This window comes from Tenacibaculum sp. 190524A05c, from assembly GCF_964036595.1.
GTDB lineage: Bacteria > Bacteroidota > Bacteroidia > Flavobacteriales > Flavobacteriaceae > Polaribacter > Polaribacter platacis.
This window is the reverse complement of sequence record NZ_OZ038523.1, coordinates 459115-483739: the sequence shown is the minus strand read 5'-3', so window position 1 is coordinate 483739 and position 24625 is coordinate 459115. Positions and strand designations below refer to the sequence as shown.

At 30.8% G+C, this 24625-nt stretch carries 26 protein-coding genes and 1 other RNA gene; 17 read left to right on the top strand and 10 right to left on the bottom strand.

The genetic code is table 11. The annotated features are described in order from the left end of the window. Positions 1-4: 4 nt before the first annotated feature. Positions 5-1198, top strand: a complete 1194-nt coding sequence (locus ABNT61_RS02170; protein WP_348711761.1) for an alanine dehydrogenase — start codon at positions 5-7, stop codon at positions 1196-1198. Positions 1199-1240: 42 nt separating this feature from the next. Continuing rightward, a complete protein-coding gene (locus tag ABNT61_RS02165; RefSeq protein WP_348744664.1) occupies positions 1241-1600 on the top strand; it encodes a DUF4258 domain-containing protein in 360 nt (119 codons plus the stop codon). Between the two features lie 5 nt (positions 1601-1605). Here the strand turns inward: ABNT61_RS02165 and ABNT61_RS02160 are convergent, their stop codons facing one another. Further along, positions 1606-2196: a YdeI/OmpD-associated family protein gene (locus tag ABNT61_RS02160; RefSeq protein WP_348744663.1), complete on the bottom strand. Its 591-nt coding sequence runs from the start codon at positions 2194-2196 to the stop codon at positions 1606-1608. A gap of 12 nt (positions 2197-2208) precedes the next feature. Further along, positions 2209-4392, bottom strand: a complete 2184-nt coding sequence (locus ABNT61_RS02155; protein ID WP_348744662.1) for a RecQ family ATP-dependent DNA helicase — start codon at positions 4390-4392, stop codon at positions 2209-2211. A gap of 152 nt (positions 4393-4544) precedes the next feature. Here ABNT61_RS02155 and ABNT61_RS02150 point away from each other — a divergent pair, with 152 nt between their 5' ends. The 4 genes from ABNT61_RS02150 (at position 4545) to lptB (ending at position 7463) form a co-directional block, all read left to right on the top strand. Then, positions 4545-5516, top strand: a complete 972-nt coding sequence (locus tag ABNT61_RS02150; protein ID WP_348711756.1) for a KpsF/GutQ family sugar-phosphate isomerase — start codon at positions 4545-4547, stop codon at positions 5514-5516. 2 nt (positions 5517-5518) lie between these two features. Continuing rightward, positions 5519-6343, top strand: a complete 825-nt coding sequence (gene tatC / locus ABNT61_RS02145) for a twin-arginine translocase subunit TatC (protein ID WP_348725609.1) — start codon at positions 5519-5521, stop codon at positions 6341-6343. Continuing rightward, positions 6315-6662 carry a carboxymuconolactone decarboxylase family protein gene (locus ABNT61_RS02140; protein ID WP_348725611.1) on the top strand — a complete coding sequence of 116 codons (348 nt, stop codon included), beginning with the start codon at positions 6315-6317 and terminating at the stop codon, positions 6660-6662. The genes tatC and ABNT61_RS02140 overlap by 29 nt, the downstream gene beginning before the upstream one ends. A gap of 66 nt (positions 6663-6728) precedes the next feature. Beyond that, complete coding sequence (gene lptB / locus ABNT61_RS02135; RefSeq protein ID WP_348711752.1) at positions 6729-7463, top strand: LPS export ABC transporter ATP-binding protein; 735 nt, start codon at positions 6729-6731, stop codon at positions 7461-7463. 6 nt (positions 7464-7469) lie between these two features. Here lptB and ABNT61_RS02130 read toward each other — a convergent pair whose 3' ends face one another. Then, positions 7470-8240 carry a CDP-alcohol phosphatidyltransferase family protein gene (locus ABNT61_RS02130; protein WP_348744661.1) on the bottom strand — a complete coding sequence of 257 codons (771 nt, stop codon included), beginning with the start codon at positions 8238-8240 and terminating at the stop codon, positions 7470-7472. A 72-nt stretch (positions 8241-8312) separates the two neighbouring features. Between ABNT61_RS02130 and ABNT61_RS02125 the strand changes: the two genes are divergently transcribed. The 3 genes from ABNT61_RS02125 to ABNT61_RS02115 all read left to right on the top strand — a co-directional run bounded on the left by ABNT61_RS02125 (position 8313) and on the right by ABNT61_RS02115 (position 11593). Continuing rightward, positions 8313-9290 (top strand): YheT family hydrolase, encoded by a 978-nt coding sequence (locus ABNT61_RS02125; protein WP_348744660.1) that lies wholly within the window; start codon positions 8313-8315, stop codon positions 9288-9290. Between the two features lie 72 nt (positions 9291-9362). Beyond that, positions 9363-10427, top strand: coding sequence for a PorV/PorQ family protein (locus ABNT61_RS02120; protein WP_412766928.1), 1065 nt, complete (start codon positions 9363-9365; stop codon positions 10425-10427). 2 nt (positions 10428-10429) lie between these two features. Then, positions 10430-11593, top strand: coding sequence for a DUF4105 domain-containing protein (locus ABNT61_RS02115; RefSeq protein WP_348744659.1), 1164 nt, complete (start codon positions 10430-10432; stop codon positions 11591-11593). 39 nt (positions 11594-11632) lie between these two features. Here the strand turns inward: ABNT61_RS02115 and aroQ are convergent, their stop codons facing one another. The 4 genes from aroQ to ABNT61_RS02095 form a co-directional block, all read right to left on the bottom strand. After that, the gene (gene aroQ / locus ABNT61_RS02110) at positions 11633-12049 is read right to left on the bottom strand and encodes a type II 3-dehydroquinate dehydratase (protein ID WP_348725616.1); all 417 of its coding nucleotides are present in this window, start codon (positions 12047-12049) and stop codon (positions 11633-11635) included. Between the two features lie 11 nt (positions 12050-12060). Next, complete coding sequence (locus tag ABNT61_RS02105; RefSeq protein WP_348744658.1) at positions 12061-12582, bottom strand: hypothetical protein; 522 nt, start codon at positions 12580-12582, stop codon at positions 12061-12063. A gap of 96 nt (positions 12583-12678) precedes the next feature. Then, positions 12679-13164, bottom strand: coding sequence for an outer membrane beta-barrel protein (locus tag ABNT61_RS02100; RefSeq protein ID WP_348744657.1), 486 nt, complete (start codon positions 13162-13164; stop codon positions 12679-12681). Positions 13165-13346: 182 nt separating this feature from the next. Further along, complete coding sequence (locus ABNT61_RS02095; RefSeq protein ID WP_348744656.1) at positions 13347-13805, bottom strand: hypothetical protein; 459 nt, start codon at positions 13803-13805, stop codon at positions 13347-13349. An 82-nt stretch (positions 13806-13887) separates the two neighbouring features. Between ABNT61_RS02095 and xerA the strand changes: the two genes are divergently transcribed. Further along, entirely contained in the window at positions 13888-14790 is a 903-nt protein-coding gene (gene xerA / locus ABNT61_RS02090) for a site-specific tyrosine recombinase/integron integrase (protein ID WP_348744655.1), read from the top strand. 9 nt (positions 14791-14799) lie between these two features. On the opposite strand, the gene ffs is transcribed toward xerA, so the two are convergent. Then, an RNA gene (gene ffs, locus ABNT61_RS02085) (signal recognition particle sRNA small type) lies at positions 14800-14898 on the bottom strand. A gap of 137 nt (positions 14899-15035) precedes the next feature. On the opposite strand from ffs, the gene ABNT61_RS02080 reads away from it, so the two are divergent. From ABNT61_RS02080 to ABNT61_RS02050, 7 genes are all read left to right on the top strand, one after another. Further along, entirely contained in the window at positions 15036-15557 is a 522-nt protein-coding gene (locus ABNT61_RS02080) for a DUF4199 domain-containing protein (protein ID WP_348725622.1), read from the top strand. 50 nt (positions 15558-15607) lie between these two features. Next, a complete protein-coding gene (locus ABNT61_RS02075; RefSeq protein WP_348744654.1) occupies positions 15608-16564 on the top strand; it encodes a glycosyltransferase family 2 protein in 957 nt (318 codons plus the stop codon). A 23-nt stretch (positions 16565-16587) separates the two neighbouring features. Continuing rightward, a complete protein-coding gene (locus tag ABNT61_RS02070) occupies positions 16588-18297 on the top strand; it encodes a phospho-sugar mutase (protein WP_348744653.1) in 1710 nt (569 codons plus the stop codon). After that, a complete protein-coding gene (locus ABNT61_RS02065; RefSeq protein ID WP_348744652.1) occupies positions 18298-20130 on the top strand; it encodes an ABC transporter ATP-binding protein in 1833 nt (610 codons plus the stop codon). Positions 20131-20132: 2 nt separating this feature from the next. Beyond that, positions 20133-21140 carry a glycosyltransferase family 4 protein gene (locus tag ABNT61_RS02060; RefSeq protein ID WP_348744651.1) on the top strand — a complete coding sequence of 336 codons (1008 nt, stop codon included), beginning with the start codon at positions 20133-20135 and terminating at the stop codon, positions 21138-21140. A 3-nt stretch (positions 21141-21143) separates the two neighbouring features. After that, on the top strand, positions 21144-21755 hold the full coding sequence (locus tag ABNT61_RS02055) for a hypothetical protein (protein WP_348744650.1): 612 nt from the start codon (positions 21144-21146) through the stop codon (positions 21753-21755). Positions 21756-21852: 97 nt separating this feature from the next. Further along, the gene (locus ABNT61_RS02050) at positions 21853-22542 is read left to right on the top strand and encodes a hypothetical protein (RefSeq protein ID WP_348744649.1); all 690 of its coding nucleotides are present in this window, start codon (positions 21853-21855) and stop codon (positions 22540-22542) included. 2 nt (positions 22543-22544) lie between these two features. Here the strand turns inward: ABNT61_RS02050 and ABNT61_RS02045 are convergent, their stop codons facing one another. Both ABNT61_RS02045 and ABNT61_RS02040 read right to left on the bottom strand, forming a co-directional pair. Then, positions 22545-23975: a CCA tRNA nucleotidyltransferase gene (locus ABNT61_RS02045; protein WP_348744648.1), complete on the bottom strand. Its 1431-nt coding sequence runs from the start codon at positions 23973-23975 to the stop codon at positions 22545-22547. A 5-nt stretch (positions 23976-23980) separates the two neighbouring features. Beyond that, a complete protein-coding gene (locus ABNT61_RS02040) occupies positions 23981-24550 on the bottom strand; it encodes an L-threonylcarbamoyladenylate synthase (protein WP_348744647.1) in 570 nt (189 codons plus the stop codon). Positions 24551-24625 lie beyond the last annotated feature (75 nt).

Below are 24625 nucleotides of genomic sequence, written 5' to 3'. Positions count from 1 at the left end.
ATTAATGGGCTTATCTCCTTTTACCAAAGAACAATTACTACCGCAACCTGAAATGCTTGAAATTAAAAAGCAAAAAGGTGAATTATTTATTGGCTTACCTAAAGAAACACATTTTGAAGAAAAAAGGATAAGTCTTACACCTGATGCTGTTGCTGCCTTAGTTGCACACGGACATCGAGTTGTAGTAGAAACTTCTGCTGGAGAAGGCGCTAATTATTCAGATAAAGAATATTCGGAAGCTGGAGCGAAAATATCTTATGATATTAAGGAAGTATTCAGTTGTAATTTAATTGTAAAAGTGGAACCGCCATCTTTGGATGAAATTAAATTAATGAATCCTCAAGCTTTTTTGATTTCTGCTTTACAATTAAAAACTCAGGATAAACAATATTTTAAAGCTTTAGCCAAAAAGCGAATAACTGCAATCGCATATGATTATATTAAAGATGAAGATGGAGTTTTTCCTATCTTAAAATCATTAAGTGAAATTGCTGGTGCTGCAGCTATGCATATTGCTGCTGAACATATGACAACTGTAGGTGGTGGTAATGGTTTATTACTCGGAAATATTAGTGGAGTTCCTCCAACAGATGTTGTTATTTTAGGAGCAGGAACTGTTGGTAAATGTGCGGCAAAAGCTGCAATTGGTTTAGGAGCAAGAATTAAGGTTTTTGATAATTCTATTACAAAATTAAGACGTTTACAAGAAGCTGTACCAGGACCAATTTATACTTCAACTGTTCAACCTAAATCATTACTAAAAGCATTAATGCGCTGTGATGTTGCTATTGGTGCTATTCGAGGTATTGACAGATCACCTATTATTGTAACAGAAGTAATGATTGAGCAAATGAAAGCAGGTTCAGTTATTGTTGATGTTTGTATCGATCGTGGTGGATGTTTTGAAACTTCTGAAGTTACAACGCATAGTAAACCTACTTTTCTACGACATGATGTAATTCATTATTGCGTACCTAATATTCCTTCTAGGTATTCAAGAACTGCATCTGTTTCTATAAGTAATATTTTAACTCCATATTTATTAAATATTGCTGAAGAAGGTGGTTTTGAAAATGCTGCTAGATTTGATAAAAGCTTACGAAATGGTATGTATTTTTATCATGGTGTGCTCACAAATAGAACGGTTGCAGATTGGTTTGATCTTCCTTATAGAGATATTAACCTTTTGATTTTATAAATTTCTACTTTTTTAAGTATTTTTGCGGTCTAAATTTGAACCATGCAATTATTAAAGAGAGTTGGATTTTATATGATTGGCGTAGCCTTAGGAACTTTAGCTGTTTCTTTCTTCTGGAAAAACAAAAAAGTAACTTTTGATTACGGAATGGACGCTCGTACTTTAAAGAGTATACGAATCAAGAAAAGATTATTCTCAGAAGATGCAATTAAAACGATTGAACTTCATAAAATTGACACTGCTCAAATATCTTATATTTTAAAAAAGGGAGATGTTAACTTTGGGAAAAGTAAACCTCGTTTAAAACCTTGTGCTGAGTATTATGTTACTAGTGAAAAACTAGATTTATATGTAATTCGCTGCGATAGTACTTCAACAATAGATAAGGTGTACGTTAAATAATAACCTTACTTTCTATATTTATCATTTAAGCCTATACCCGATTGAATCATAGGTATAATCTTTTGTAATCTACTTTCTTTTGTAGCTTCTCTTTTTGCTTCAGATATATATTCTGTAAACTCACGTTTTTTGGTTAATGAAAGTGATTCAAACTTTTCTTTGAGTTGGTTATTATTATCTAGAACAGCTAGCAACTGAGGAGGAATTATAAGAGGTTTTTTATTTCTCTGAGGCTTGATTTCTTTACCTAGCTCAACATTCTTCATAGCTTCTAAAACATATTCCTGTAGCGTTTTTTTATCCAACTCATCAATAGAATTAAATCTCCACTGACGCATTGCCTTTGTTTTTCCTTCTTGAGCATTTATTAAAAGCTTCTTTTCATCTTTTAGGAAAACACCTTGATGAAACCACATTCCGAAATAATTTTTAAACGCAGAAATACCGATGATATTCTTGTTTTTATAGATATATGCAGGCATTCCCCATTTTATATCTTCTACTAAATCTAATTCTAACAAAAAAGAGCGCAAAAGTTGTAATTCTTGCGCCCATTTTTCTTGATTCACAATATATGTTGTGACTTTATCGTTCATCAAATTATATTTTTAATTTGCTACGTCGCTTGTAAACTTGATTCTCATTAGACGTAACTCTTCATCGTCATAATCTCCATCAAATTCATCTAATGCTTCTTGAATCTTATCAGTTTCTGCTTCCATGAAATAATCATAAATTTCTTCTTGCTGATCTTCATCCAAAAGATCTTCAATTGCATAATCAATATTCAACTTAGTTCCAGAAAATACAATGGCCTCCATTTCTTTAATCAGCTCATTCATTTCTAAACCTTTCGATTTTGCAATATCATCTAATGGCAATTTTCTATCTGTATTCTGAATAATGTACAGTTTTAATCCAGAATTAACTCCAGTACTTTTAACTACTAAATCATCTGGTCGTATTATATCGTTATCCTCTACGTACTGCGAAATAACACTAATAAAATCTTTACCGTATTTTTTTGCTTTTCCTTCTCCAACTCCATGAACTGTAGCTAATTCATCTAACGTAATTGGATATTTTAAAGCCATATCATTAATAGAAGGATCTTGAAAAACTGCAAAAGGAGGTACTCCAAGCTTCTTACCAACTTGTTTACGTAAATCCTTTAAAATTCCGACTAATCTTTGATCTGTTCCTGCGTTATTAGCTTTTGCATTTGTAATTATAGATCCATCATCACCTCTCTTATATTCATGATCTTCAGTCATCATAAATGACTGCGGATTTTCTAAATACTCTTTCCCTTCTTTAGTTATTTTAATAACTCCGTATTGCTCAATTTCTTTGCGAATTAAGTCAACTACAAGAATTTGACGAATTAACGCCATCCAATAACTTGAAGTTTTATCTTTTCCTACTCCAAAAAATGGTTGATCCGTAGTTTTATGAGATTTTAAAAGTGCATTTTCTTTACCCACAAGTGTACTTACAATATCTTTTGCTTTGTACATCTCGTTCGTTTCTTTTATTACTTTTAAAACTGTAGCTACTTCTTCTTTTGCTTCGTGTTTTTTCTTAGGATTACGCATATTGTCATCCATATCCGCACCTTCTCCATTCACTTCATCAAACTCCTCACCGAAATAATGTAAAATATACTTTCTTCGGTTCATAGAAGTTTCGGCATAACCCACAACTTCTTGTAGTAAAGCATGACCAACCTCTTGTTCTGCAACTGGTTTATTAGCCATAAACTTTTCTAACTTCTCAATATCCTTATAAGCATAGAAAGTTAAACAATGCCCTTCTCCTCCATCTCTCCCAGCTCTACCTGTTTCTTGATAGTAACTCTCTAAACTTTTTGGTATATCATGGTGAATTACATAACGCACATCTGGTTTATCAATTCCCATTCCGAATGCAATTGTTGCAACAACTACGTCACAATCTTCCATTAAGAACATATCTTGATGTTTCGCTCTTGTTTTAGCATCAAAACCAGCATGATAAGGAAGTGCATTTACTCCATTTACCTGAAGAACCTGTGCTATTTCTTCTACTTTCTTTCTACTTAAACAATAAATAATACCAGACTTACCTTCTCGCTGTTTTATAAATCGTATAATATCTTTCTCGACCTCTTTAGTCTTAGGACGTACTTCGTAAAATAAATTAGGTCGATTAAATGACGCTTTAAATACATTAGCGTCTGTCATACCTAATGTTTTCAAAATGTCTTCCTGTACCTTTTCGGTAGCTGTGGCAGTAAGACCAATTACGGGAACATTATCAATTTGTTTGATAATGTTTCTTAAGTTTCTGTACTCTGGTCTAAAATCATGTCCCCATTCTGAGATACAGTGAGCTTCATCAATAGCTACAAAAGAAATTTTCTGTTGTTTTAAAAAATCAACATATTCTTCTTTAATCAAAGATTCTGGAGCTACATAAAGTAATTTTGTAACACCTGTGGAAATATCAGATTTTACCTGAGCTATCTCAGATTTATTCAGGGATGAGTTTAACACATGAGCAATCCCATGAGTTTCAGATATACCTCTAATGGCATCTACCTGATTCTTCATTAAGGCAATAAGTGGGGATACTACAATTGCTGTACCTTCCTTCATTAAAGCTGGCAATTGGTAGCATAAAGACTTACCTCCTCCGGTTGGCATTATAACGAACGTATTCTTATCGTCTAAAATGCTTTTTACCACATCCTCTTGAAGTCCTTTGAATTGATTAAAACCAAAGAACTTTTTTAAAGCATCGTATAAATTCATTTTCATATTGTTCCCAGAAGGTAAAATTAAAAATTCAAACTAATACACAAAACATAATTACATTAAAGTTACATATAAGTTTCTTATAAAATGAAAGTTCTAGTAGCTAAAATATTCCTATTTTTACATCTTCAAATTAAACCTTGTTTTACTTGAAAAATACAGACTTAATAATAGCCAAAGCAAAAGAAACTATTGTTCTTCAAAGTAATAGTATAGCTAATTTAACTAATTTTTTGGACAATTCGTTTGCTGATGCAGTTAACTTCATATTAAATTCAAAAGGAAGAGTAATCATTACTGGAATTGGTAAAAGCGCCAACATTGCAAATAAAATTGTAGCTACTTTAAATTCTACAGGAACACCTGCCGTATTTATGCATGCTGCAGATGCAATTCATGGTGATTTAGGTAATATTCAGGAAGATGATGTAGTAATTTGTATTTCGAAAAGTGGTAATACTCCAGAAATAAAAGTATTAGTTCCATTAATTAGAAATTCAAAAAACAAAATCATAGCAATCACCGGAAATCCAGATTCTTTTTTAGGGAAAAATGCAGATTTCTTGCTGAACTCTTATGTTGAAAAGGAAGCTGATCCAAATAACTTGGCTCCTACTAATAGCACAACCGCTCAGTTAGTTTTAGGTGATGCGTTAGCCGTTTGTTTACTAGATTTAAGAGGTTTTACAAATAATGATTTTGCAAAGTATCATCCCGGTGGAGCATTAGGAAAGCGTTTATATTTAAGAGTTTCTGATTTAATTAAGAATAACGAACTACCAAAAGTTCTTCCATCGGATAAATTGACTAAAGTTATTGTTGAAATCTCAGAAAAAAGACTTGGTGTAACTGCTGTTGTAGATAATAATGATAAAATCACTGGTATTATTACTGATGGTGATATTAGGCGTATGTTGAGTAAAACGACAGATATTGAGAATTTGACGGCTTCTGATATAATGAGTAAGAACCCAAAAACGATTCACATAGATGCTATGGCAATTGATGCTTTAGATACATTAGAATCGAATAGTATTACTCAAATTTTAGTTTCAGACGATAATGATACTTATGTTGGTGTAGTTCACCTTCATGATTTAATTAAAGAAGGTATTTTTTAGTCATGGCAGAAAAGGAAATGTCTTTCTTAGATCATCTAGAAGAACTTAGATGGCATGTAATACGAAGTATTTCAGCAATTTTTATTGTTGCCATAATGGTGTTCATTTATATCAAAACGATTTTTGATAAAGTTCTACTAGCCCATTTAAAACCAGACTTCGATACCTATCAGTTCTTCTGTAAAGTATTTACGGGATTAGGAATGGAAAGTAGTTTCTGTGACATTCAATTCAAGCAAACACTTCAAGCATTAAATCCAACACAACAATTAATGACGGCTATTTGGTCTTCTTTAATTTTAGGATTTATCATCTCTTTCCCATATGTATTATGGGAAATTTGGAGGTTCATTTCTCCTGGTTTATTAGATAATGAACGTAAAAAATCAAGAGGTTTTATTTTTTGGGCTTCCTTCCTATTCTTCTTAGGTATACTATTTAGTTATTATGTAATCATTCCAATGTCAGTTTATTTCTTCTATAATTTCACAATTGGTGATGCTGTAGTTAATAACTTCAAACTAGATGCTTACATAGGATTGGTAACAAATACATTAATTGGGGTTGCGGTTTTCTTTGAATTGCCAATTATCATCTTCTTTTTATCAAGAGTTGGTTTAATTACTCCAGAATTTTTAAAACGATACAGAAAACATGCGTTGGTTCTAGTATTAATACTAGCTGCTATCATTACTCCTCCGGATATTGCTAGTCAGGTAATCGTATCAGTACCAATCATGATTTTATATGAAATAAGTATTCACATTTCAAAATTTGTAATAAAAAAACAACAGAAAAATGTCGAAAAAAGTCCAAGAGTTCAATGATTATCGTTCTAAAATGAACGAAAAGATTTTATCTTCAGATAATAAAGTAATTAAAAGAATATTCAATTTAGACACTAATGCTTACGCAGAAGGTCATTTATCAGTAAAAACAAAAGAATTATTAGGTTTAGTAGCTTCAGCAGTTTTACGTTGTGATGATTGTATCGCTTATCATTTAGAAACTGCTCATAAAAACGGTGTTACTAAGGAAGAAATGATGGAAACCATGTCGATTGCTACTTTAGTTGGTGGAACAATTGTTATTCCTCATTTACGCAGAGCTGTAGAGTTCTGGGAAGCTTTAGAAGAAGAAGTTTAATAACTTTTTAAGAAGAGTATTCGTAAAATTTAAGCACTTTTAGAAAAAATATATAGCCATACAATCATGAAATTAAGAGCTGATAATATCCAGAAAATTTACGGTAGTCGTAAAGTAGTTAAAGGAATTTCCCTTGAAGTAGAACAAGGTGAAATTATTGGATTACTAGGTCCGAATGGAGCTGGAAAAACCACTTCTTTTTACATGATTGTTGGTATGGTTAAACCAAATTTTGGTCAGATTTTTTTAGATAGTGACGAAATCACCGAAGATGCAATGTACAAACGCGCACAAAAAGGTATCGGATACTTGGCACAAGAAGCTTCTGTTTTCAGAAAATTATCAGTTGAAGATAATATTCTATCTGTTTTGGAATTTACTGATCGTACTAAAGAAGAAAGAAAAGAACGATTAGAAGAGCTAATTGAAGAATTTAGTCTTGGTCATGTTCGTAAAAACCGAGGAGATTTACTTTCTGGTGGTGAACGAAGAAGAACTGAAATTGCACGTTGTTTAGCTTCAGATCCTAAGTTTATCTTATTAGATGAGCCTTTTGCTGGTGTAGATCCTATTGCTGTAGAAGATATTCAGAGTATTGTAGCTCACTTAAAAAATAAAAATATCGGAATTCTTATTACCGATCATAACGTACAAGAAACTTTAGCTATTACCGATAGAACATACTTAATGTACAACGGAAGTATCCTAAAAGAAGGAACTCCAGAGGAATTAGCTGCGGATGAAACCGTGAGAAAAGTTTATCTTGGTAAAGACTTCGAATTAAAAAAGAAGAAGTTTTAATTCTTCTTAATTTTTAACTGCCTCTTTCTTTAAATTCTTAAATAGAGATAATAGAATATATAGCAAAATAATTACTGGAATCGCAACGAATTTTAACGTAATTAAAAGCGCTATAGACAATAACAAAAATGTGTATTTAAAGATGTTTTTGTTAAAAGCATAATTCTTAAACTTCAAAGAAAATAACTTTACTTCTGAAACCATTAATACACTTAATAGTATTGTTATTATAATCAATACATATTTATTGTGAATTATATCTTGAATTAAGATGTTTGTAGTGTACTCTGAAATTAAGGGTAATGACAGTACAAATAAATTCATTGCTGGAGTTGGTAATCCTATAAAACTATTTGATTGTCTTTCATCAATATTAAACTTTGCTAATCTGTAACCAGCAAAAAGTGTAAGTAATAATCCAAGAACTTCATAGGAAAACCAATTATCAATATTCAATCCCATATCTAAGGCTGCATCCCAAGAAGAAACTCCTAGCTGATTATATAATGTACTACTCAGCATAAATTGAACCATTACAATTCCTGGTACTACTCCACTTGTTACCATATCAGCTAAACTATCCAATTGCTTTCCAAATTCTCCTTGAACTTGTAACAATCTTGCTACAAAACCGTCAAAGAAATCAAAGACTATTCCAATTCCAACTAAAATTGCTGTTGTATAAAAATCACCTCTTACTGCATAAATTGTTGCTATGGTACCACAAAGTAAGTTACCTAAAGTGATTATATTTGGAATGTGCTTTTTAATGTTCATGTTTTTGATAGATTTTTGACTAAAATATGAAATAGATTTTTTTTAACAATTAATTCAACTAATAGATTTAAAATGCCATTACTGAAAAGTCAACTAACCACTAAGTTTCCTTTTAGAAACCCGCATATTAACACGCTTTATAAATTTTTTGCAAATAAAGAAAAACCAAACTATGAAAGAAAAAGAATTACAACTTGGGATAATGATTTTATCGATTTAGACTTTTTAACTTCAAACTCATTTTCAGCAGTATTATTAATTCATGGACTAGAAGGAAGTTCTGAATCTAGTTATATGGCTTCTACAGCTAATTTTTTAAAAGATCATGGTTACGATGTAATTTCAATGAATTTAAGAAGTTGTAGCGGAGAGGATAACAATATTTTAAAAACTTATCACGCTGGTAAAACAGATGATGTAGAATTCGTAATAAACTATTTAATCGAAAATTATAATTACAGAGATATTGTTTTATGTGGTTTTAGTTTAGGAGGTAATCTTATTTTAAAATATTTGGGAGAATTCAATGTTGGTGTTCCAGAAACGGTTAAAGGCGGAATCGCGGTCTCTGTTCCTATTGATTTGGCTTCAGCACAAGTTGAATTAAGTAAGCTGAAGAATAAAATTTATATGAAAGAATTCCTAAGAACATTAAAATCTAAAGTAGTTTTAAAGGCTTCTAAATTCCCTGAATTCAATCCAGATAAAAAGCGTATCGCAAAAGCTTCTTCTTTTAGAGATTTCGAAGAAATATACACAGCTCCGGTTTTTGGTTTTGATGGACCTGAAGATTATTGGGCTAAAGCGAGCAGTAAACCATACATACCTAATATAGATAGAAAAACATTACTTATAAACGCTAAAGATGACTCATTTCTATCTTTAGATTGTTTTCCGTATGACATTGCTGAAAACTCAGATAATTTCTACTTAATGACTCCTAAATATGGTGGTCATGTAGGATTTGTTACCACATTTAATGATGAAGCGTTTTGGATTGAAAATCAAATTGTAAACTTTATTCAGGATAAGTTAAATATATATTCTTAGAACAATAACTAGTTAAATTATCTGTTATTTCACAAGGAATTAAGATATTTGTTATTTAAATAAATTGAGATCTTGAAAATCAAGTTACTATATTTTTCACTACTTATTTCTTCATTGTCTTACGGGCAGTTTAGAAACTATTCTAATGAATTTTTAAATATTGGTGTTGATGCAGCTGCATTAGGAATGAGTAAAGCCGTAGTGGCAACTTCTAATGATGTAAATTCAACATATTGGAATCCTGCAGGTTTAGTAGGAATAGAAGATTACCAAGGATCTCTAATGCATGCCTCCTATTTTTCAGGAATTGCAACGTATAATTTTGCTGGATTTGCAATGCCAATTAATAAAGAAAGTTCGATAGGATTATCAATTATAAGATTTGGTGTAGATGATATATTGAATACTACAGAATTAATCGATAGTCAAGGAAATATTGATTTTAATCGAATTAACTTGTTCTCTGCAGCAGATTATGCTTTCAATGTAAGTTATGCTCGTAAAATGCCTTTAGATGGCTTTACCATTGGTGGAAATGCTAAAATAATTAGACGAATTATTGGTGATTTTGCCACTTCTTGGGGATTCGGTTTCGATTTAGGAATTCAGTTTCAGAAAAATGATTGGAAGTTTGGAATCATGGCTAGAGATATTACAACTACCTTCAATACTTGGGCTATAAACGAAGCTGAATTTGAAAAGATAAGAAATGCCATTCCTGGGCAAAATCAAGAATTACCAGAAACAACTGAAATTACAAAGCCTAAGTTACAAGTTGGAATGGCTAAAAATTTTAATATTGGAAGGTATTTTCATTTGCTAACAGCTTTGGATTTAAATATGAGATTTGCAGAAACTAATGATATCATCTCAACTGGTTTTTTAAGTGTTGATCCTGCTTTTGGTTTTCAATTAGATTATGATAATCTTGTCTTCTTAAGAGTTGGTGCTGGAAATTTCCAAAATGTAAGAGAGTTTGATAATAGTGAATCTTTATCTGTTCAACCGAATTTTGGTTTAGGTTTTAGATATCGAGGAATACAAATCGATTATGCGTTAACCAATATTGGAAGTGTTGGAAATGCTTTATTCTCGAACATATTTTCACTTAAAATTGATTACAGTTTTTACCGATAGTTATGCTTAAAAAATACGTTTTACTTCTTCTATTAGTTTCTCAATTTAATTTTGCTCAAACCGTTCAACTTTCTGTTTATTCTGAAATTAGCATTGTTACTTCTGGACCTGGAGTTAACTTGTATGAAAAGTTTGGTCATACAGCCATTCGAGTTAAAGATCCCGTTTTAAATCTTGATTTATTGTATAACTATGGGATATTTGATTTTAACGATCCTAACTTTTATGCAAACTTCGTTAGAGGTTTCATGAAATATAAACTGGCTAGATATCCATTTCATTATGCTTTAAAATCTGCACAACAAGACGAACGATGGGTGAAGCAGCAAGTATTGAATCTAAATATAAAAGAGAGAAATGAATTCTTTCAGTTTTTAGAGCAAAACGTTAAACCAGAAAACGCAAGTTATTTTTATGATCCTTTTTTTGACAACTGTGCTACTCGACCTAGAGATATTACTAAATCAATTCTTAAGGAGAAACTTAATTTAAGTGAAGGTTTTATAACAGAAGATAAATCTATTAGGACTTTGATGAATGAAAAAATTCATCCTAATTCTTGGGGAAGTTTTGGAATAAATATAGCCTTAGGTAATCGATTGGATAAAATAGCATCTGCGGAAGAATATTTATATCTACCTGAATATTTATATGAGGCTTACGAAGTCAGTAAAATAAGTAATGGAGAATCCTTAATTAAAAAAACCGAAACACTATTAGATTTTGAAACTAAATCTGTAAATGCAGACTTTCCTAGTCCTTTGCTAGTTTTCACATTATTATTAATCATTGTAGCGATAATTACTTACAAAGATTACAAAAAGAAAAAGCAGACTAAGATTTTAGATTTTATTTTGCTTTTTAGTACTGGACTCGTTGGTGTTTTAATTGTCTTTTTATGGTTTTTCACCAATCATTCAACCGCGCCAAATAATTTCAATTTCCTATGGGCTTTTGCTCCAAATTTTGTGGTTTCATTCTTTTTATTGGGTAAAACTCAAAAAACTTGGATTAAGAAGTATTTCCTAATTCTAATTATACTATTAGCCTTAATACCAATTATTCATTTTACCGGAATTCAAAAGTTTACGTACTCTATAATTCCGTTTATAGCATTACTTTTCTTGAGGTATTTATTTTTGTACAAAATATCAACTCAAAAATAGATCTTACAATGAAAAATGGGGGGATGTAATTCCTAAGAGTTACTTCATAAAACTTTGAATGGCTAAAATATAGCTATCCAATCCAAAGCCTGTAATAACGCCTTTGGCATTACCTGCAATGTAACTTACATGTCTAAAATCTTCGCGAGAATGTACATTAGAAATATGTACTTCTACAACAGGAGTTGTTATTCCTTTTACAGCATCACCAATACCAACAGAAGTATGTGTATATGCCGCTGCATTTAAAACTACGCCATCATAATCAAAACCAACCTCGTGAAGTTTATCTATTATTTCTCCCTCTATATTTGATTGAAAATAATCTAATTCTATCTCAGAGAATCTATTTTTCAATTCTTTGAAATAGTCGTTAAAAGTTTTAGAACCATAAATTTCCGGTTCTCTTTTTCCTAATAGATTTAAATTTGGTCCGTTGATTATGATAATTTTCATGATATGGTTTCTTATAAACTATAATAACTATTACCTCCAAAAATATTAAAGGCTACTCCTAATCCGATATAACCAAAAGTTGGTCCGCTCTTTTTCACGCCAGAATAGAAAAGGTTTACATTAAAGTTTTCATTGATATTGTAACCAACCATCGGTTTAATAAATACACCACCATTATCACCTTCTGGTGATATTCCGATAGCATAACCACCATCTAAGGCTACATAAAAATCATCACCTTCACTGTGAAATTTAACTGATCCACCGATTGGTAAATAAATAAATGCATCAGGATTAATTCCATTCTCCTCTTGAGTTACGAAGTAAATAAAATTTAAAGATGGACCAAATTTAACACCTTCAAATACATCAAAAAGATAATTTGCATCGAATCCTAAAGCCATACTCGATACTCCTTCAATATTTCCAATTGTTACTCCACCATTAATTCCCACGTTAAACTCATTTTCTTGAGCTGTTAGATTATAATTAATGGAAAACAAGAACAAATAAATGATAAAAAATTTTCTCATAATAAAACTTTTAAAATGCGAATATACTTAATCTGTAAACAAAAAAAAGGAGCTTATCAGCTCCTTTTCTTATTTTAATTATTTCTATTAATCTTATTAGAAAGAATAATAAGCACCTAATCCGATGTTAGCAGCAGTTCCACCGTCTAAGCTAATACCAGCATAAGTAGCTTGTACAGTTATGTTCTCCATAACTTTATAACCTACCATAGGTCTGTAATAAAATCCACCATCATTTCCTTCATCAACACCAATAGCAAAACCTAAATCAGCTCCTACTACGAATTTTTCAGAAAGGTTATAGCGACCTGCAGCAGCAACTGGTAAAAATGCAACACTTGGTACATCAAAACCATTTACTTCTTTTCCTAAATACTGAATGTAAGAAAATGAAGCACCTAAGTTAAAATCTTCAGATAAGTTAAATAAGTAATTTACTTCTCCTCCATAAGAAAAAGAATAATTATCTCCTGCATCTCCGATTGGTAAAGCGATATTACCTCCTACATTTAAAGTACCGTCCTGTGCATTAGCAGCAAATCCGAATACTGCGATAGCAATTGTTAAAAGAATTTTTTTCATAAATTTTAATTGTAATTATAATTTTAGGAGCGCGAAAGTAGGTGGATTTATTTCTTCAGTAAAGCTTTTTTTTACTTTTTTTATATTAAAAAAGCTTAAGTATTATAGGACAAGTAGTTACTTTTTTTGCATAAAAAAAAGGAGCTCGAAAGCTCCTTTTTAAATTATAATGTGATTAAATATTATAACCCAAACATAACTCCTAATGATAAGCTATTAGAAGCATCACTAGATGGTAACGCTAATTGAATTACAGTATTTTCATTTAATCTGTAACCAACTAAAGGTCTGTAATAAAATGAAGAAGCATCAAAATAATAACCTAAATCAGCTCCAATTATAAACTGTTCAGATATATCATATCGTGCAGCACCAGCAGCTGTAAAATCACCGCTTCCATCAACTGAAATAGTTCCTAAAGCAGTTTCTATATCTTTACCAAAAGCGTATTGATAAGATATAGCCGGTCCAACTCTAAACTCATCAGACACTTCAAATAAATAATTTGCTTCTCCCATTAAACCGAATACTTCTGCATCAAAATTATAAGTTACATCAGCACCTACGTTAAATCCTGCTTTTTGAGCATTGGCAGCAAATCCAAAAGCTACCATAGCAATTGTTAAAAGAAATTTTTTCATAATTTTTAATTTTATAATTATAAGTTTGCTTAACAAATGTAACTTTATTTTTCAAATATCAAAGTTTTTTTTACAATTTTCAATGGGTTGGCAAGTTAAGATTACTGATTATAAGAGCTACTTAAAAATCGAAAGAGCGTTATCTGAAAACTCTATCGAAAACTACACTAGAGACATTTTAAAACTGGTTAACTATATAGAAACTTATGAAATAAATGTTAGTCCAATTACTATAGATAAAGATCAAATTAAACAATTCATTTATGAAGTTTCAAAAATTATAAGTCCAAGAACTCAAGCCAGAATTATTTCAGGGCTTAGAAGTTTTTTTGATTATTTGGTTTTTGAAGGATATAGAGAAGATAATCCTCTGGATTTAATACAATCTCCTAAGATTGGACGAAAACTACCAGATGTACTTTCCAATGAAGAAATAAATAAAATTATTGGATCTATTGATTTAAGTCATCCTCAAGGAGAACGAAACCGAACTATTTTAGAAACCATTTATGGTTGTGGTTTGCGTGTAAGTGAACTAATTAATCTCAAAATCTCTGACTTGTTCTTTGATGAAGGATTCATAAAAGTAACAGGAAAAGGAGATAAAGTGCGTTTTGTACCTATACATACATCAACCATGAAATTTATTAATTTATATATATCACATATTAGAAGTCTAATTACTCCTAAAAAAGAAGACTCTGACATATTATTTTTAAATAGACGTGGAAAGCGTTTAACAAGACAAATGATATTTATAATTCTTAAAGATTTATGTGCAAAAGCTAACATTAATAAAAGTGTTGGACCACATACATTACGCCATTCATTTGCCACATACTTATTGAAGGAAGGTGTAGATCTTAGAGCAATTCAACAATTATTAGGTCATGAAAGTATTACCACAACTGAAATTTATGTTCATTTAGACAATAGTTATTTAAAAGAAGTTGTTGAAAAGTTTCATCCGAGAAAAGAAATTTGATGAAACAAAAAATGGCAAGCTACCTACATCACACCGCTACGACCTAATACCCTTGCTGCGTTCCCGCCCTGGGGGATTCAAAGGGAGCTGGTTGTGTAGAACTTGCCGAGGCAAATTTACAATCATTTTTTTAATCATTAACAATAAATTTACATGATTTTTTTGTAACATTTTTAAAACATTGAATACTAACAAGATGTTTTACGTAATTTTTTAATAATTTAAACTAATCAAATCAAGAACACATGGAAAATCAAGCAAACAGCAAGAACATAATCTTAAATTATGGTCTTTATTTAGGAATCGCAGGAGTTTTTATTCACTTAGCATTTTATGCATCAGGAAATTTACTTGAGAACCTTCAAACCGTTGGTTACATTGGAATTATTCCTATGATTGCATTAATTGTACTTGGAATAAAAAAATTCAAGCATGATAATGGTGGATTTCTTTCATTTGGACAAGCATTAAAGGTTGGAGTTGGAATTGCTGTAGTAAGTGTTTTAGTCTCAACGGTGTACTCATTAATTTTTACTAAAGTAATTGAACCTGGTTTCCAAGATCAAGTTATGGAAGTTACAAGACAAGCTTGGATTGATGCTGGAATGACTGATGAGCAAATTGAATCAGCTGAATCTATGACTAAAAAATTCCAAAGCCCAGCAATTACAATTCCTTTATCTATTGTTATTTCTGCTTTCTTTGGGTTTATTATCTCAGCTATTACTGGAGCTATTATGCAAAAAAGAGAGGAAGATACTTTTTAACAACAATAATATTGTAACTTTACTCCGTTATAATAGACATTAAATTTATTATGGATATATCGGTAGTAATACCACTTTTAAACGAAGAAGAATCTTTACAAGAATTATATGATTGGATTGCAAAAGTTATGCAATCCAATCAGTTTTTATATGAGGTAATTTTTATTGATGATGGAAGTACTGACACTTCTTGGAATATCATTCAAGAATTATCTAAAAAAAATCCCCAAGTAAAAGGTATACGTTTTCAACGAAATTATGGTAAATCGCAGGCTTTAGATGCAGGTTTTGGTGCTGCAAATGGTAATGTTATTATTACTATGGATGCAGATTTACAGGACAATCCAGAAGAAATCCCTGAATTATATGATCTTATCATGAAAGAAGATTATGATTTAATCTCTGGTTGGAAAAAGAAACGATACGACAATGTATTAACCAAAAATATACCTTCTAAATTATTTAATTGGGCAGCTAGAAAAACCTCAGGATTAGAACTAAATGATTTTAATTGTGGTTTAAAAGCCTACAAAAAAGATGTAGCAAAAGCAGTTAAAGTTAGTGGCGAAATGCATCGCTACATCCCTGTTTTAGCTAAAAATGAAGGTTTTACAAAAATAGGAGAAAAAGTTGTTCAACATCAAGCTAGAAAGTACGGTGAGACAAAATTTGGTATGGATAGATTTGTAAATGGCTTTTTAGACTTAATTACTATTTCTTTTTTATCTAAATTTGGGAAAAGACCCATGCACTTTTTCGGTTTATGGGGAACTTTAATGTTTATTGTAGGGACTACAATGGCTTTTTATGTAGGAGTTATAAAATTATATAGAGTTTTTAATAATATTCCTTCTATATTAGTAACTCAAAACCCTTGGTTTTATATCGCTTTAACCTCAATGATCTTAGGAACACTATTATTCTTAGCAGGATTCTTAGGGGAATTAATCATAAAAAGTAATCCTCTACAAAAGCACTATAAAGTTAAAGAAGAACAAAATTTATAAACCACTACCAAACAAAATTTAAAATGGAAGAAATTCTACAGAAAGCAAAACTTTGGTTGTCTCCTACTTTTGACCAAGAAACTCAAAATGAAATTAAAGAACTTATAGCATCAAATGCGGATGATTTACCCGATCGTTTTTATAAAGATGCTGAGTTTGGTACCGGAGGAATGAGAGGAATTATGGGAGCTGGTACAAATAGAATTAATAAATATACTTTAGGAAAAGCAACTCAAGGATTAAGTAATTATTTACATCAATCTTATCCAAACACAGAATTAAAGGTTGCCATTGCTTACGATTGTAGACATAACAGTAAAGAATTCGCAACATTAGTTGCAGAAATTTTATCTGCTAACAATATAAAGTCTTACGTCTTTGAAGATTTAAGACCTACACCTGAATTATCTTTTTCAGTAAATCACTTAAACTGTCATGCTGGAATCGTTTTAACGGCATCACACAACCCTCCTGAATACAACGGTTATAAAGTGTATTGGACGGATGGTGGACAAATAGTTCCTCCACAAGACAAAGGAATTATTACTGAAGTTAATTCTTTAGATTATAGTGATATTAAATTTGATAAAAACGAAAGTTTAATTTCCTATATAGGTGAAGAAGTTGATGAAGCCTTTTGGAATGCATCTGTAAAAAATGGAACGTTTGATGTTTCAGGGAGAGAAGATTTAAAAATTGTTTTCACCTCACTTCATGGAACTTCTATTAAACTTATTCCTGAAGTTTTAAAACGTGCAGGATACACCAATGTTCATGTTGTTGAAGAGCAAGCTGAACCAAATGGAGACTTCCCTACAGTAAAATCTCCAAATCCAGAAGAGCCAGAAGCATTGGCAATGGCAATGGAATATGCTGATAAAATTAATGCCGACATCGTAATTGGTACTGATCCTGACAGCGATCGATTAGGAATTGCTATTAGAGATTTAAATGGAAAAATGAAATTGTTAAACGGAAATCAAACTATGAGTGTTATGACTGATTTCTTAATTAAACAATGGAAAAACCAAGGGAAATTAAATGGTAATCAATTTGTTGGATCTACTATTGTATCTACTCACCTTGTTAATGATATTGCAGCAAGTTATGGTGTTGAAACAAAAGTTGGTTTGACCGGTTTTAAATGGATTGCTAAAATGATTAAAGACCATCCAAAACAAGAGTTTATTGGTGGTGGCGAAGAAAGTTTTGGGTTTATGGTTGGTGATTTTGTAAGAGATAAAGATGCTGTTACCTCTACCCTATTAGCTTGTGAAATTGCTGCAGACGCTAAAAGTAATGACAGCTCTTTTTATAACGAGTTATTGAATATTTACATTAATAATCGTTTCTATAAAGAACATCTTGTTGCTTTGGTTAAAAAAGGAATGGATGGTGCAGAAGAAATTAAACAAATGTTAGTGGATTTAAGAAATACTCCTCTAGCAACAATAGATGGTGAAAAAGTAACATTTGTAAATGATTATAAATCATCTATTAGAAAAAACATTATAACAGGTGAAGAATCTACAATTGACATCCCTAAATCCAATGTTTTAATTTATGAAACAGAAAAGGGAACAAAAGTAGCTTGTAGACCAAGTGGAACTGAACCAAAAATTAAGTTTTACATTAGTGTTCAAGACGATTTGACCAATATTGACAGTACAGATAAAGTGGAACAATTATTGGACGAACGAATATCTAGAATAAAAAAACAATTAGGAGTTTAAATGGAATACTTCAAGAAAATTTTAAAATACGCGAATCCCTATAAAAGATTCGCGTATTTAAATATATTTTTTAATATACTTTACGCGGTATTTTCTGCTTTAACATTCATTATTATAATGCCACTTATAAATGTGTTGTTTGGAGAGAAGGAAAATGCCCAAGAAATAGCTAAACCCGTTTACAATGGCATTATGAGCTTAAACGAGTATGTAAACGGTAATTTAAGCTATTACACCTATCAATTGGTACAATCCGATCCAGGAAAAGCATTAATGATTGTTATTGCTTTAATGATAGTTACAACTATTTTCAAGAATTTATTTAGTTACTTAGCATTTTACTCAATCACGTTTCTTAAAAACGGTGTTTTAAAAGATCTTAGAAACGATTTATACGCTAAAACGGTATCCTTACCTGTGTCTTTTTTCTCGGAAAGAAGAAAAGGTGACGTAATGGCAAGAATAGGAAATGATGTAATTGAAGTTCATTACTCATTTTTATCAATACTTGAACTTATTTTCAGAGATCCATTAATGATACTAATTTCAATTGCAGTAATGTTATTTATTAGTGTAAAACTGACAGTCTTCATTTTTATATTTATACCTGTCTCAGGTTTCATTATTAATGTAATTGGAAAAAACTTAAAGAAAACATCTGATAAGGTTCAAAAAGAACAAGGTATTTTTCTGTCTATACTTGATGAAACGCTAGGTGGACTTAAAGTAATTAAAGCGTTTAATGCGGATACATTATTCAATAGAAAATTTCAAAACTCTACTAGTAAGTTCGAAAAATTATCAAATAAATTGATGATCAAAACTCAATTGGCTGGACCAGTTAGTGAGATATTAGGAATTCTAGTGTTTTGTGTAATTATTTGGTACGGAGGTAAAATTGTTCTGATTGATAAAACAATTGCTGGGGGAACATTAATAGGTTTTCTAGGTTTTGCATATAATATTATCACTCCTGCAAAGTCTATCTCTAAAGCAAGTTATACCATTAAAAAAGGAAATGCTGCTGCCGAGCGTATCTTACAAATATTAGAGACTGAAGATGAATTAAAAGATGCGCCTGATGCAACTAATAAAACAAGTTTTGATCATGATATTGAATTTAAAAATGTATGGTTTAAATATCAAGATGATTATGTTTTAGAGGATTTCTCACTTAAAATCCCAAAAGGTAAATCTGTTGCTCTTGTTGGGCAATCTGGAAGTGGAAAATCTACTTTAGCGAATCTAATTACCCGTTTTTATGATGTTACTAAAGGTGAAATTCTAATTGATGGAGTAAACATCAAATCTTTGACTAAGAAATCTCTTTTAAACTTAATGGGGATTGTAACGCAAGATTCTATTCTTTTCAATGATACTATCAAAGAAAACATAAAGATTGGTAATCAAAATGCTAGTGATGAAGAGGTTTTTAAAGCTTCTGAAATCGCTAATGCTTATGAGTTCATTAAAGATCAACCAGAACAATTTGAAACCAATATTGGTGACAGTGGAAACAAACTTTCTGGTGGTCAAAAACAGCGTTTATCTATTGCCAGAGCCGTTCTAAAGAATCCTCCAATTATGATTTTAGACGAGGCTACTTCTGCTTTAGATACTGAATCTGAGAAACTAGTACAATCTGCTTTAGAAAATATGATGCAAAATAGAACCTCTATGGTTATTGCGCACAGACTTTCCACAATTCAAAATGCAGATAATATTGTTGTTTTACACAAGGGTAAAATTGTAGAACAAGGAAAACATGATGAATTATTATCTAAAAAAGGAGAATACTTCAAACTTGTTACCATGCAAAATATTGATTCATAAAAATGAAGGAATTTCTAATTTTCAATATCATTTATAAATGGAAATACCTTCTGGCTATATTAAAATCTAAATTCATCAAAGTAGATAAAAAATCTACAATTGATAATTTAGTTTATGTAGCTCGTGAAGCAGATAAAAACTGGATTTTTGGAACCAAAGTTCGAAGATTATCAGAACATTCAGGATTAAATGCATCTCCATATTTTCATGCGAAACTTAGAAATTTACCTGAAGCAGATGGATATTACTTTATTTATCCGCACTATTTCTGTAGGGCGATGCGCCATAACCCTCAAATTTTAAGGAAAAAGAATATCGTAATGTTTACACATGCACATTACACAACATCGTATTCAAAAACACATATAGCTTGGTGTTTAAATTTAGCAGACAAGGTTATTTGTTTAAACTCTCAAGTAAAACAAGACTTAATTGGTATTGGTATAAAACCTGAAAAGTTGGAGGTTATTCATATTGCTTCTGATCCAGAGTTCTTTTATTCACACGAAAGAAAAAGTGGTGATGTTGGATTTTGTTCAAATTTTGGTGAACGAAAAAACCCGGAATTAGTCTTTCAAATCATCAAAAACATGCCTCAAAAGCACTTCCATATTTTTGGTAAAAACTGGGAGAAATTTGAGAAGTTCAACGAATTATCAGGCTTGCAGAATTTCACTTACCACAATAATAGAGATTATTCTGAATTCCCTGATTTATATTCGAAAATTGACACATTTGTATCTCCATCAATTTTAGAAGGAGGTCCGGTACCAATATTAGAATCAATGTTATCTAATTGTGTTCCTGTAGCTTCTAAAACAGGATTTTGTCCAGACATCATAAAACATGGAGAAAATGGATTTCTATTTGATATTGATGCCACTTATGAGGATGTAATACCACTCATAGAAAAAGCGGATAACATAAAAATAGATATTCGAGAAACCGCTTTGGAATATTCTTGGGAAAACTGCTCTAAGAAAATAGACCAACTGTTTTTAAATAGTTAACCAATGAAAAAGTTTATTGAACTCAATAAAACTAAAGCAATTTTTATGATTAAATTTTGCTTTATTGTTTTTGGTACTTTATTCTTCAGTATGACGTTAATTTTGACTTATTTCAATATAGAAACTTTAAATTACAACAATTATTTATTTGGATTCATTGGTACTGTAAGTCTTACTTTTTGGGTTTCTATTCTCGCTTTTTTTTCTTGGTTTTTGAGAAATAGAAAAAGAACTAAGCTACTCCAAAAATATCCACTAAATAAACTAAGTGAAATTGGGTTTCAAGATTATTTGAAAAACGAAAAAACTAAATGGTTTTTCACAGAAACCATTAAAGCAGGATACATTTCAAATTATTTTATCACACTCGATTTAAATGAGAAATCTTTTAAAACTATTTCTTTCAAAACTTTGGTAGACTTTCAAAAATTTGTTTATCAAAAAGATGAAAGGCTTAAAAGTAAAAACATTACCGTAAATTTTTTAGAAGCTTCTAAAGACTACAATACAAAGGATATAGCTAAATTATCTTTTAATCAATTAAAAAATGACTTAGAAGAGTTTACTCGTATTTTAAGTTATGAAAACTTAAAACCCATAAACGATTCTTACTAGGAAATCGTTCTATACTTTATTAAAGTTTGTCCTAAATAATCCAAGTTACACGATTTTGGACACTTGAAAGTCTAAATCCGTTAGTTTTATTCAATAATTGTATATACTAACAACTATGAAAAAATCTTTTATTCTTTTTTTAACCTCACTTTTTTTTATTACATCTTGTTATCAAAATGTTAGTTTCGGTAATGATAGTACCTTAGAACTATCTTATTTTCAATATCAATCAGAAGATCAAGATTTATTACTTGAACTTCCTGAATTAAATGATCAACTTATTTTTAAGAATCAAGGCAATGATGAACTTCTTAAGTTCAATGTAATAAAAAGTATAAACGATAAACACTTACATCAAAGACCTACAATGCCTGTAGGAGTGAAAAAATATTTTTACTTCGATGGACAACAACTATTCTTACAGTCGACTTTATTTCATCCAAATGATTTTACCAGTTATTTAGAATTTCATGTTAGGAAATGGCCAAAGGTATTCAATCAAACCACCGGAGAAGTTTCTGAAGAATCCTACTTAAGAACGACTATTGAGTATTCTAGTTTCAATAACCTTGGTCAGTTAATTGATATAGATTATTCAGAACAAATAACACTTTCGTTTAACAACCAAGTCTTTGATAGGGTCATTAAAGTCGATTTAACAGATAAAGATTCAATAAGTCCAAATTGGCAAACACCTTCATTAGATTATATGTATTTTGATATAAATAAGGGACTCATTGGTTTTGATGACAAAGAAGGAAATGAATGGAGAATACTATCTAACTAATACTATTTCATTAGTTTAGATTCTAATCCTAAACTCTCAGCCTTTTTTAGCATAAAATTATAGGAAGCTTCATATTCGTTTGGTATAATACCTTCTAATATAGCTTCCTTTATCGCTTCCTTAATCTGACCTATTTCACGACAAGGTTTTAAGTTAAAGGTTTTCATAATTTCTTCACCTGAAATTGGTGGTTGAAAATTACGAACTCTATCTCGCTCTTCTACTTCTTTAATTTTCTGTCTAACTATTTCAAAGTTCTTGTGGTAACGCTTAAATTTCTTTGGGTTTTTAGTTGTAATATCAGCCTCACAAAGCGTCATTAAACTATCAATATCATCTCCAGTATCGAAAATTAATCTACGAACAGCAGAATCTGTAACTTCTGATGCTAGTACAATTGGTCTCGAACTCAACATAACCATTTTCTGAACAAACTTCATTTTGTTATTCAATGGCATTTTTAGTCTCTTAAAAAGCTTGTAAACCATCTTAGAACCAACAAATTCATGTGAATGGAATGTCCAACCGACTTTTTTATCAAAACGCTTTGTTGGAGCTTTACCAATATCATGTAATAAAGCTGCCCAACGTAACCAGACATCATTGGTATGAAGTGAAATATTATCAACTACTTCTAAAGTGTGATAGAAATTATCTTTATGTTTTTGACCTTCTACTTCCTCTACTCCTTTCAAAGCAATTAATTCAGGAATTATTCTCTTTAATAATCCAGTTTTCTCCATCAATAAAAATCCTACCGAAGGTTTTGGAGAAGCAATAATTTTATTCAACTCATCAACAATACGTTCTCTAGTAATAATGTCAATTCTCTTAACATTACTAGTTATTGCTGCTAACGACTTTTCTTCGATTTCAAAATTTAGTTGAGAAGCAAATCGAACTGCACGCATCATTCTAAGAGGATCATCAGAATAGGTAATATCTGGATCCAACGGAGTTCGTATAATTTTGTGTTCTAAGTCAGCTATTCCTCCAAATGGATCTAATAACTTTCCTAAAGAAGAGGCGTTCAGACTTAAAGCTAAAGCATTAATGGTAAAATCTCTTCTATTTTGATCATCTTGCAACGACCCTTCTGATACTTCAGGGTTTCTACTATCTTCTGTATATGACTCTTTTCTAGCACCAACAAATTCTACTTCAATATCCTGAAAACGTAACATTGCTGTACCATACGTTTTAAAAACTTGTACTTTAGGAGTATTCGGTAATAAACTAGCCACTTTTTTCGCCAGTTCAATTCCACTTCCTACAGTTACTATATCAATATCTTTTGCATTACCTCTTTTTAAAATAAAATCACGTACAAAACCACCAATAACATAACTCTCTAGTTGAAGTTCTTCAGTAGCTTTTGTAATGTATTCAAATATTTTATTCGTAATGGCTTCTTTATAATACTTCTCTTGCATATACTCTATTCTCGAATCACAATTATTTCTTCTCCTTCAATTTTTAATATAGTTGAAGATTTTTCTGATACTTTATCTTGCTGCAAATTTACTATATAATCTACGCTATCCAAAATTGCTTTTTCTACTTCAGAAAATGATTTTGGTGTAGGGTTTCCACTAACATTGGCAGATGTAGATACAATTGGCTTACCGAAAGCTTCTATGAGTTCTTGACAAAAATCATGTTGAACAATACGAATTGCTAATGTATTATCCTCTTTGTTTATAATATTTGAAGCAATTCCAGTTGGATTACTATAAATAATAGTTGTGGGTTTATTCGTTTTTGAAAGAATTTCTACTGCAGCTTTCGGGACTGAAACATACTTCTTTAGCATTTCCAAAGAATTCACTAAGACAATTAAGCTTTTGCTTTCTGCTCTGTTTTTAAGCTTATAAATTTCTTTAACAGCATCGTTATTAGTTGCATCACAACCTAATCCCCAAACTGTATCAGTTGGATATAATATTGTCTTTCCTTGTTCTAAGTATAGTAATGTATCCTGAATCATTTTTAAGTATTTTTTTTTCATAAAAATGTAGGGCAAATTTACATATATCTGTTCTATTAATACCTTTTAAAATGTAAAACAGAAGGTTTAAAAACT

Bases quoted from the DNA above. Each gene is read 5' to 3' on its own strand.
- ABNT61_RS02165 (WP_348744664.1), top strand. From the start codon at position 1,241: ATGCAATTATTAAAGAGAGTTGGATTTTATATGATTGGCGTAGCCTTA.
- ABNT61_RS02040 (WP_348744647.1), bottom strand. From the start codon at position 24,550: ATGAAAAAAAAATACTTAAAAATGATTCAGGATACATTACTATACTTA.
- ABNT61_RS02080 (WP_348725622.1), top strand. From the start codon at position 15,036: ATGGAAAATCAAGCAAACAGCAAGAACATAATCTTAAATTATGGTCTT.
- aroQ (WP_348725616.1), bottom strand. From the start codon at position 12,049: ATGAAAATTATCATAATCAACGGACCAAATTTAAATCTATTAGGAAAA.
- ABNT61_RS02105 (WP_348744658.1), bottom strand. From the start codon at position 12,582: ATGAGAAAATTTTTTATCATTTATTTGTTCTTGTTTTCCATTAATTAT.
- ABNT61_RS02170 (WP_348711761.1), top strand. From the start codon at position 5: ATGGGCTTATCTCCTTTTACCAAAGAACAATTACTACCGCAACCTGAA.
- lptB (WP_348711752.1), top strand. From the start codon at position 6,729: ATGAAATTAAGAGCTGATAATATCCAGAAAATTTACGGTAGTCGTAAA.
- ABNT61_RS02075 (WP_348744654.1), top strand. From the start codon at position 15,608: ATGGATATATCGGTAGTAATACCACTTTTAAACGAAGAAGAATCTTTA.
- ABNT61_RS02045 (WP_348744648.1), bottom strand. From the start codon at position 23,975: ATGCAAGAGAAGTATTATAAAGAAGCCATTACGAATAAAATATTTGAA.
- ABNT61_RS02065 (WP_348744652.1), top strand. From the start codon at position 18,298: ATGGAATACTTCAAGAAAATTTTAAAATACGCGAATCCCTATAAAAGA.
- ABNT61_RS02100 (WP_348744657.1), bottom strand. From the start codon at position 13,164: ATGAAAAAAATTCTTTTAACAATTGCTATCGCAGTATTCGGATTTGCT.
- xerA (WP_348744655.1), top strand. From the start codon at position 13,888: ATGGGTTGGCAAGTTAAGATTACTGATTATAAGAGCTACTTAAAAATC.
- tatC (WP_348725609.1), top strand. From the start codon at position 5,519: ATGGCAGAAAAGGAAATGTCTTTCTTAGATCATCTAGAAGAACTTAGA.
- ABNT61_RS02115 (WP_348744659.1), top strand. From the start codon at position 10,430: ATGCTTAAAAAATACGTTTTACTTCTTCTATTAGTTTCTCAATTTAAT.
- ABNT61_RS02160 (WP_348744663.1), bottom strand. From the start codon at position 2,196: ATGAACGATAAAGTCACAACATATATTGTGAATCAAGAAAAATGGGCG.
- ABNT61_RS02125 (WP_348744660.1), top strand. From the start codon at position 8,313: ATGCCATTACTGAAAAGTCAACTAACCACTAAGTTTCCTTTTAGAAAC.
- ABNT61_RS02070 (WP_348744653.1), top strand. From the start codon at position 16,588: ATGGAAGAAATTCTACAGAAAGCAAAACTTTGGTTGTCTCCTACTTTT.
- ABNT61_RS02130 (WP_348744661.1), bottom strand. From the start codon at position 8,240: ATGAACATTAAAAAGCACATTCCAAATATAATCACTTTAGGTAACTTA.
- ABNT61_RS02055 (WP_348744650.1), top strand. From the start codon at position 21,144: ATGAAAAAGTTTATTGAACTCAATAAAACTAAAGCAATTTTTATGATT.
- ABNT61_RS02140 (WP_348725611.1), top strand. From the start codon at position 6,315: ATGTCGAAAAAAGTCCAAGAGTTCAATGATTATCGTTCTAAAATGAAC.
- ABNT61_RS02060 (WP_348744651.1), top strand. From the start codon at position 20,133: ATGAAGGAATTTCTAATTTTCAATATCATTTATAAATGGAAATACCTT.
- ABNT61_RS02095 (WP_348744656.1), bottom strand. From the start codon at position 13,805: ATGAAAAAATTTCTTTTAACAATTGCTATGGTAGCTTTTGGATTTGCT.
- ABNT61_RS02155 (WP_348744662.1), bottom strand. From the start codon at position 4,392: ATGAATTTATACGATGCTTTAAAAAAGTTCTTTGGTTTTAATCAATTC.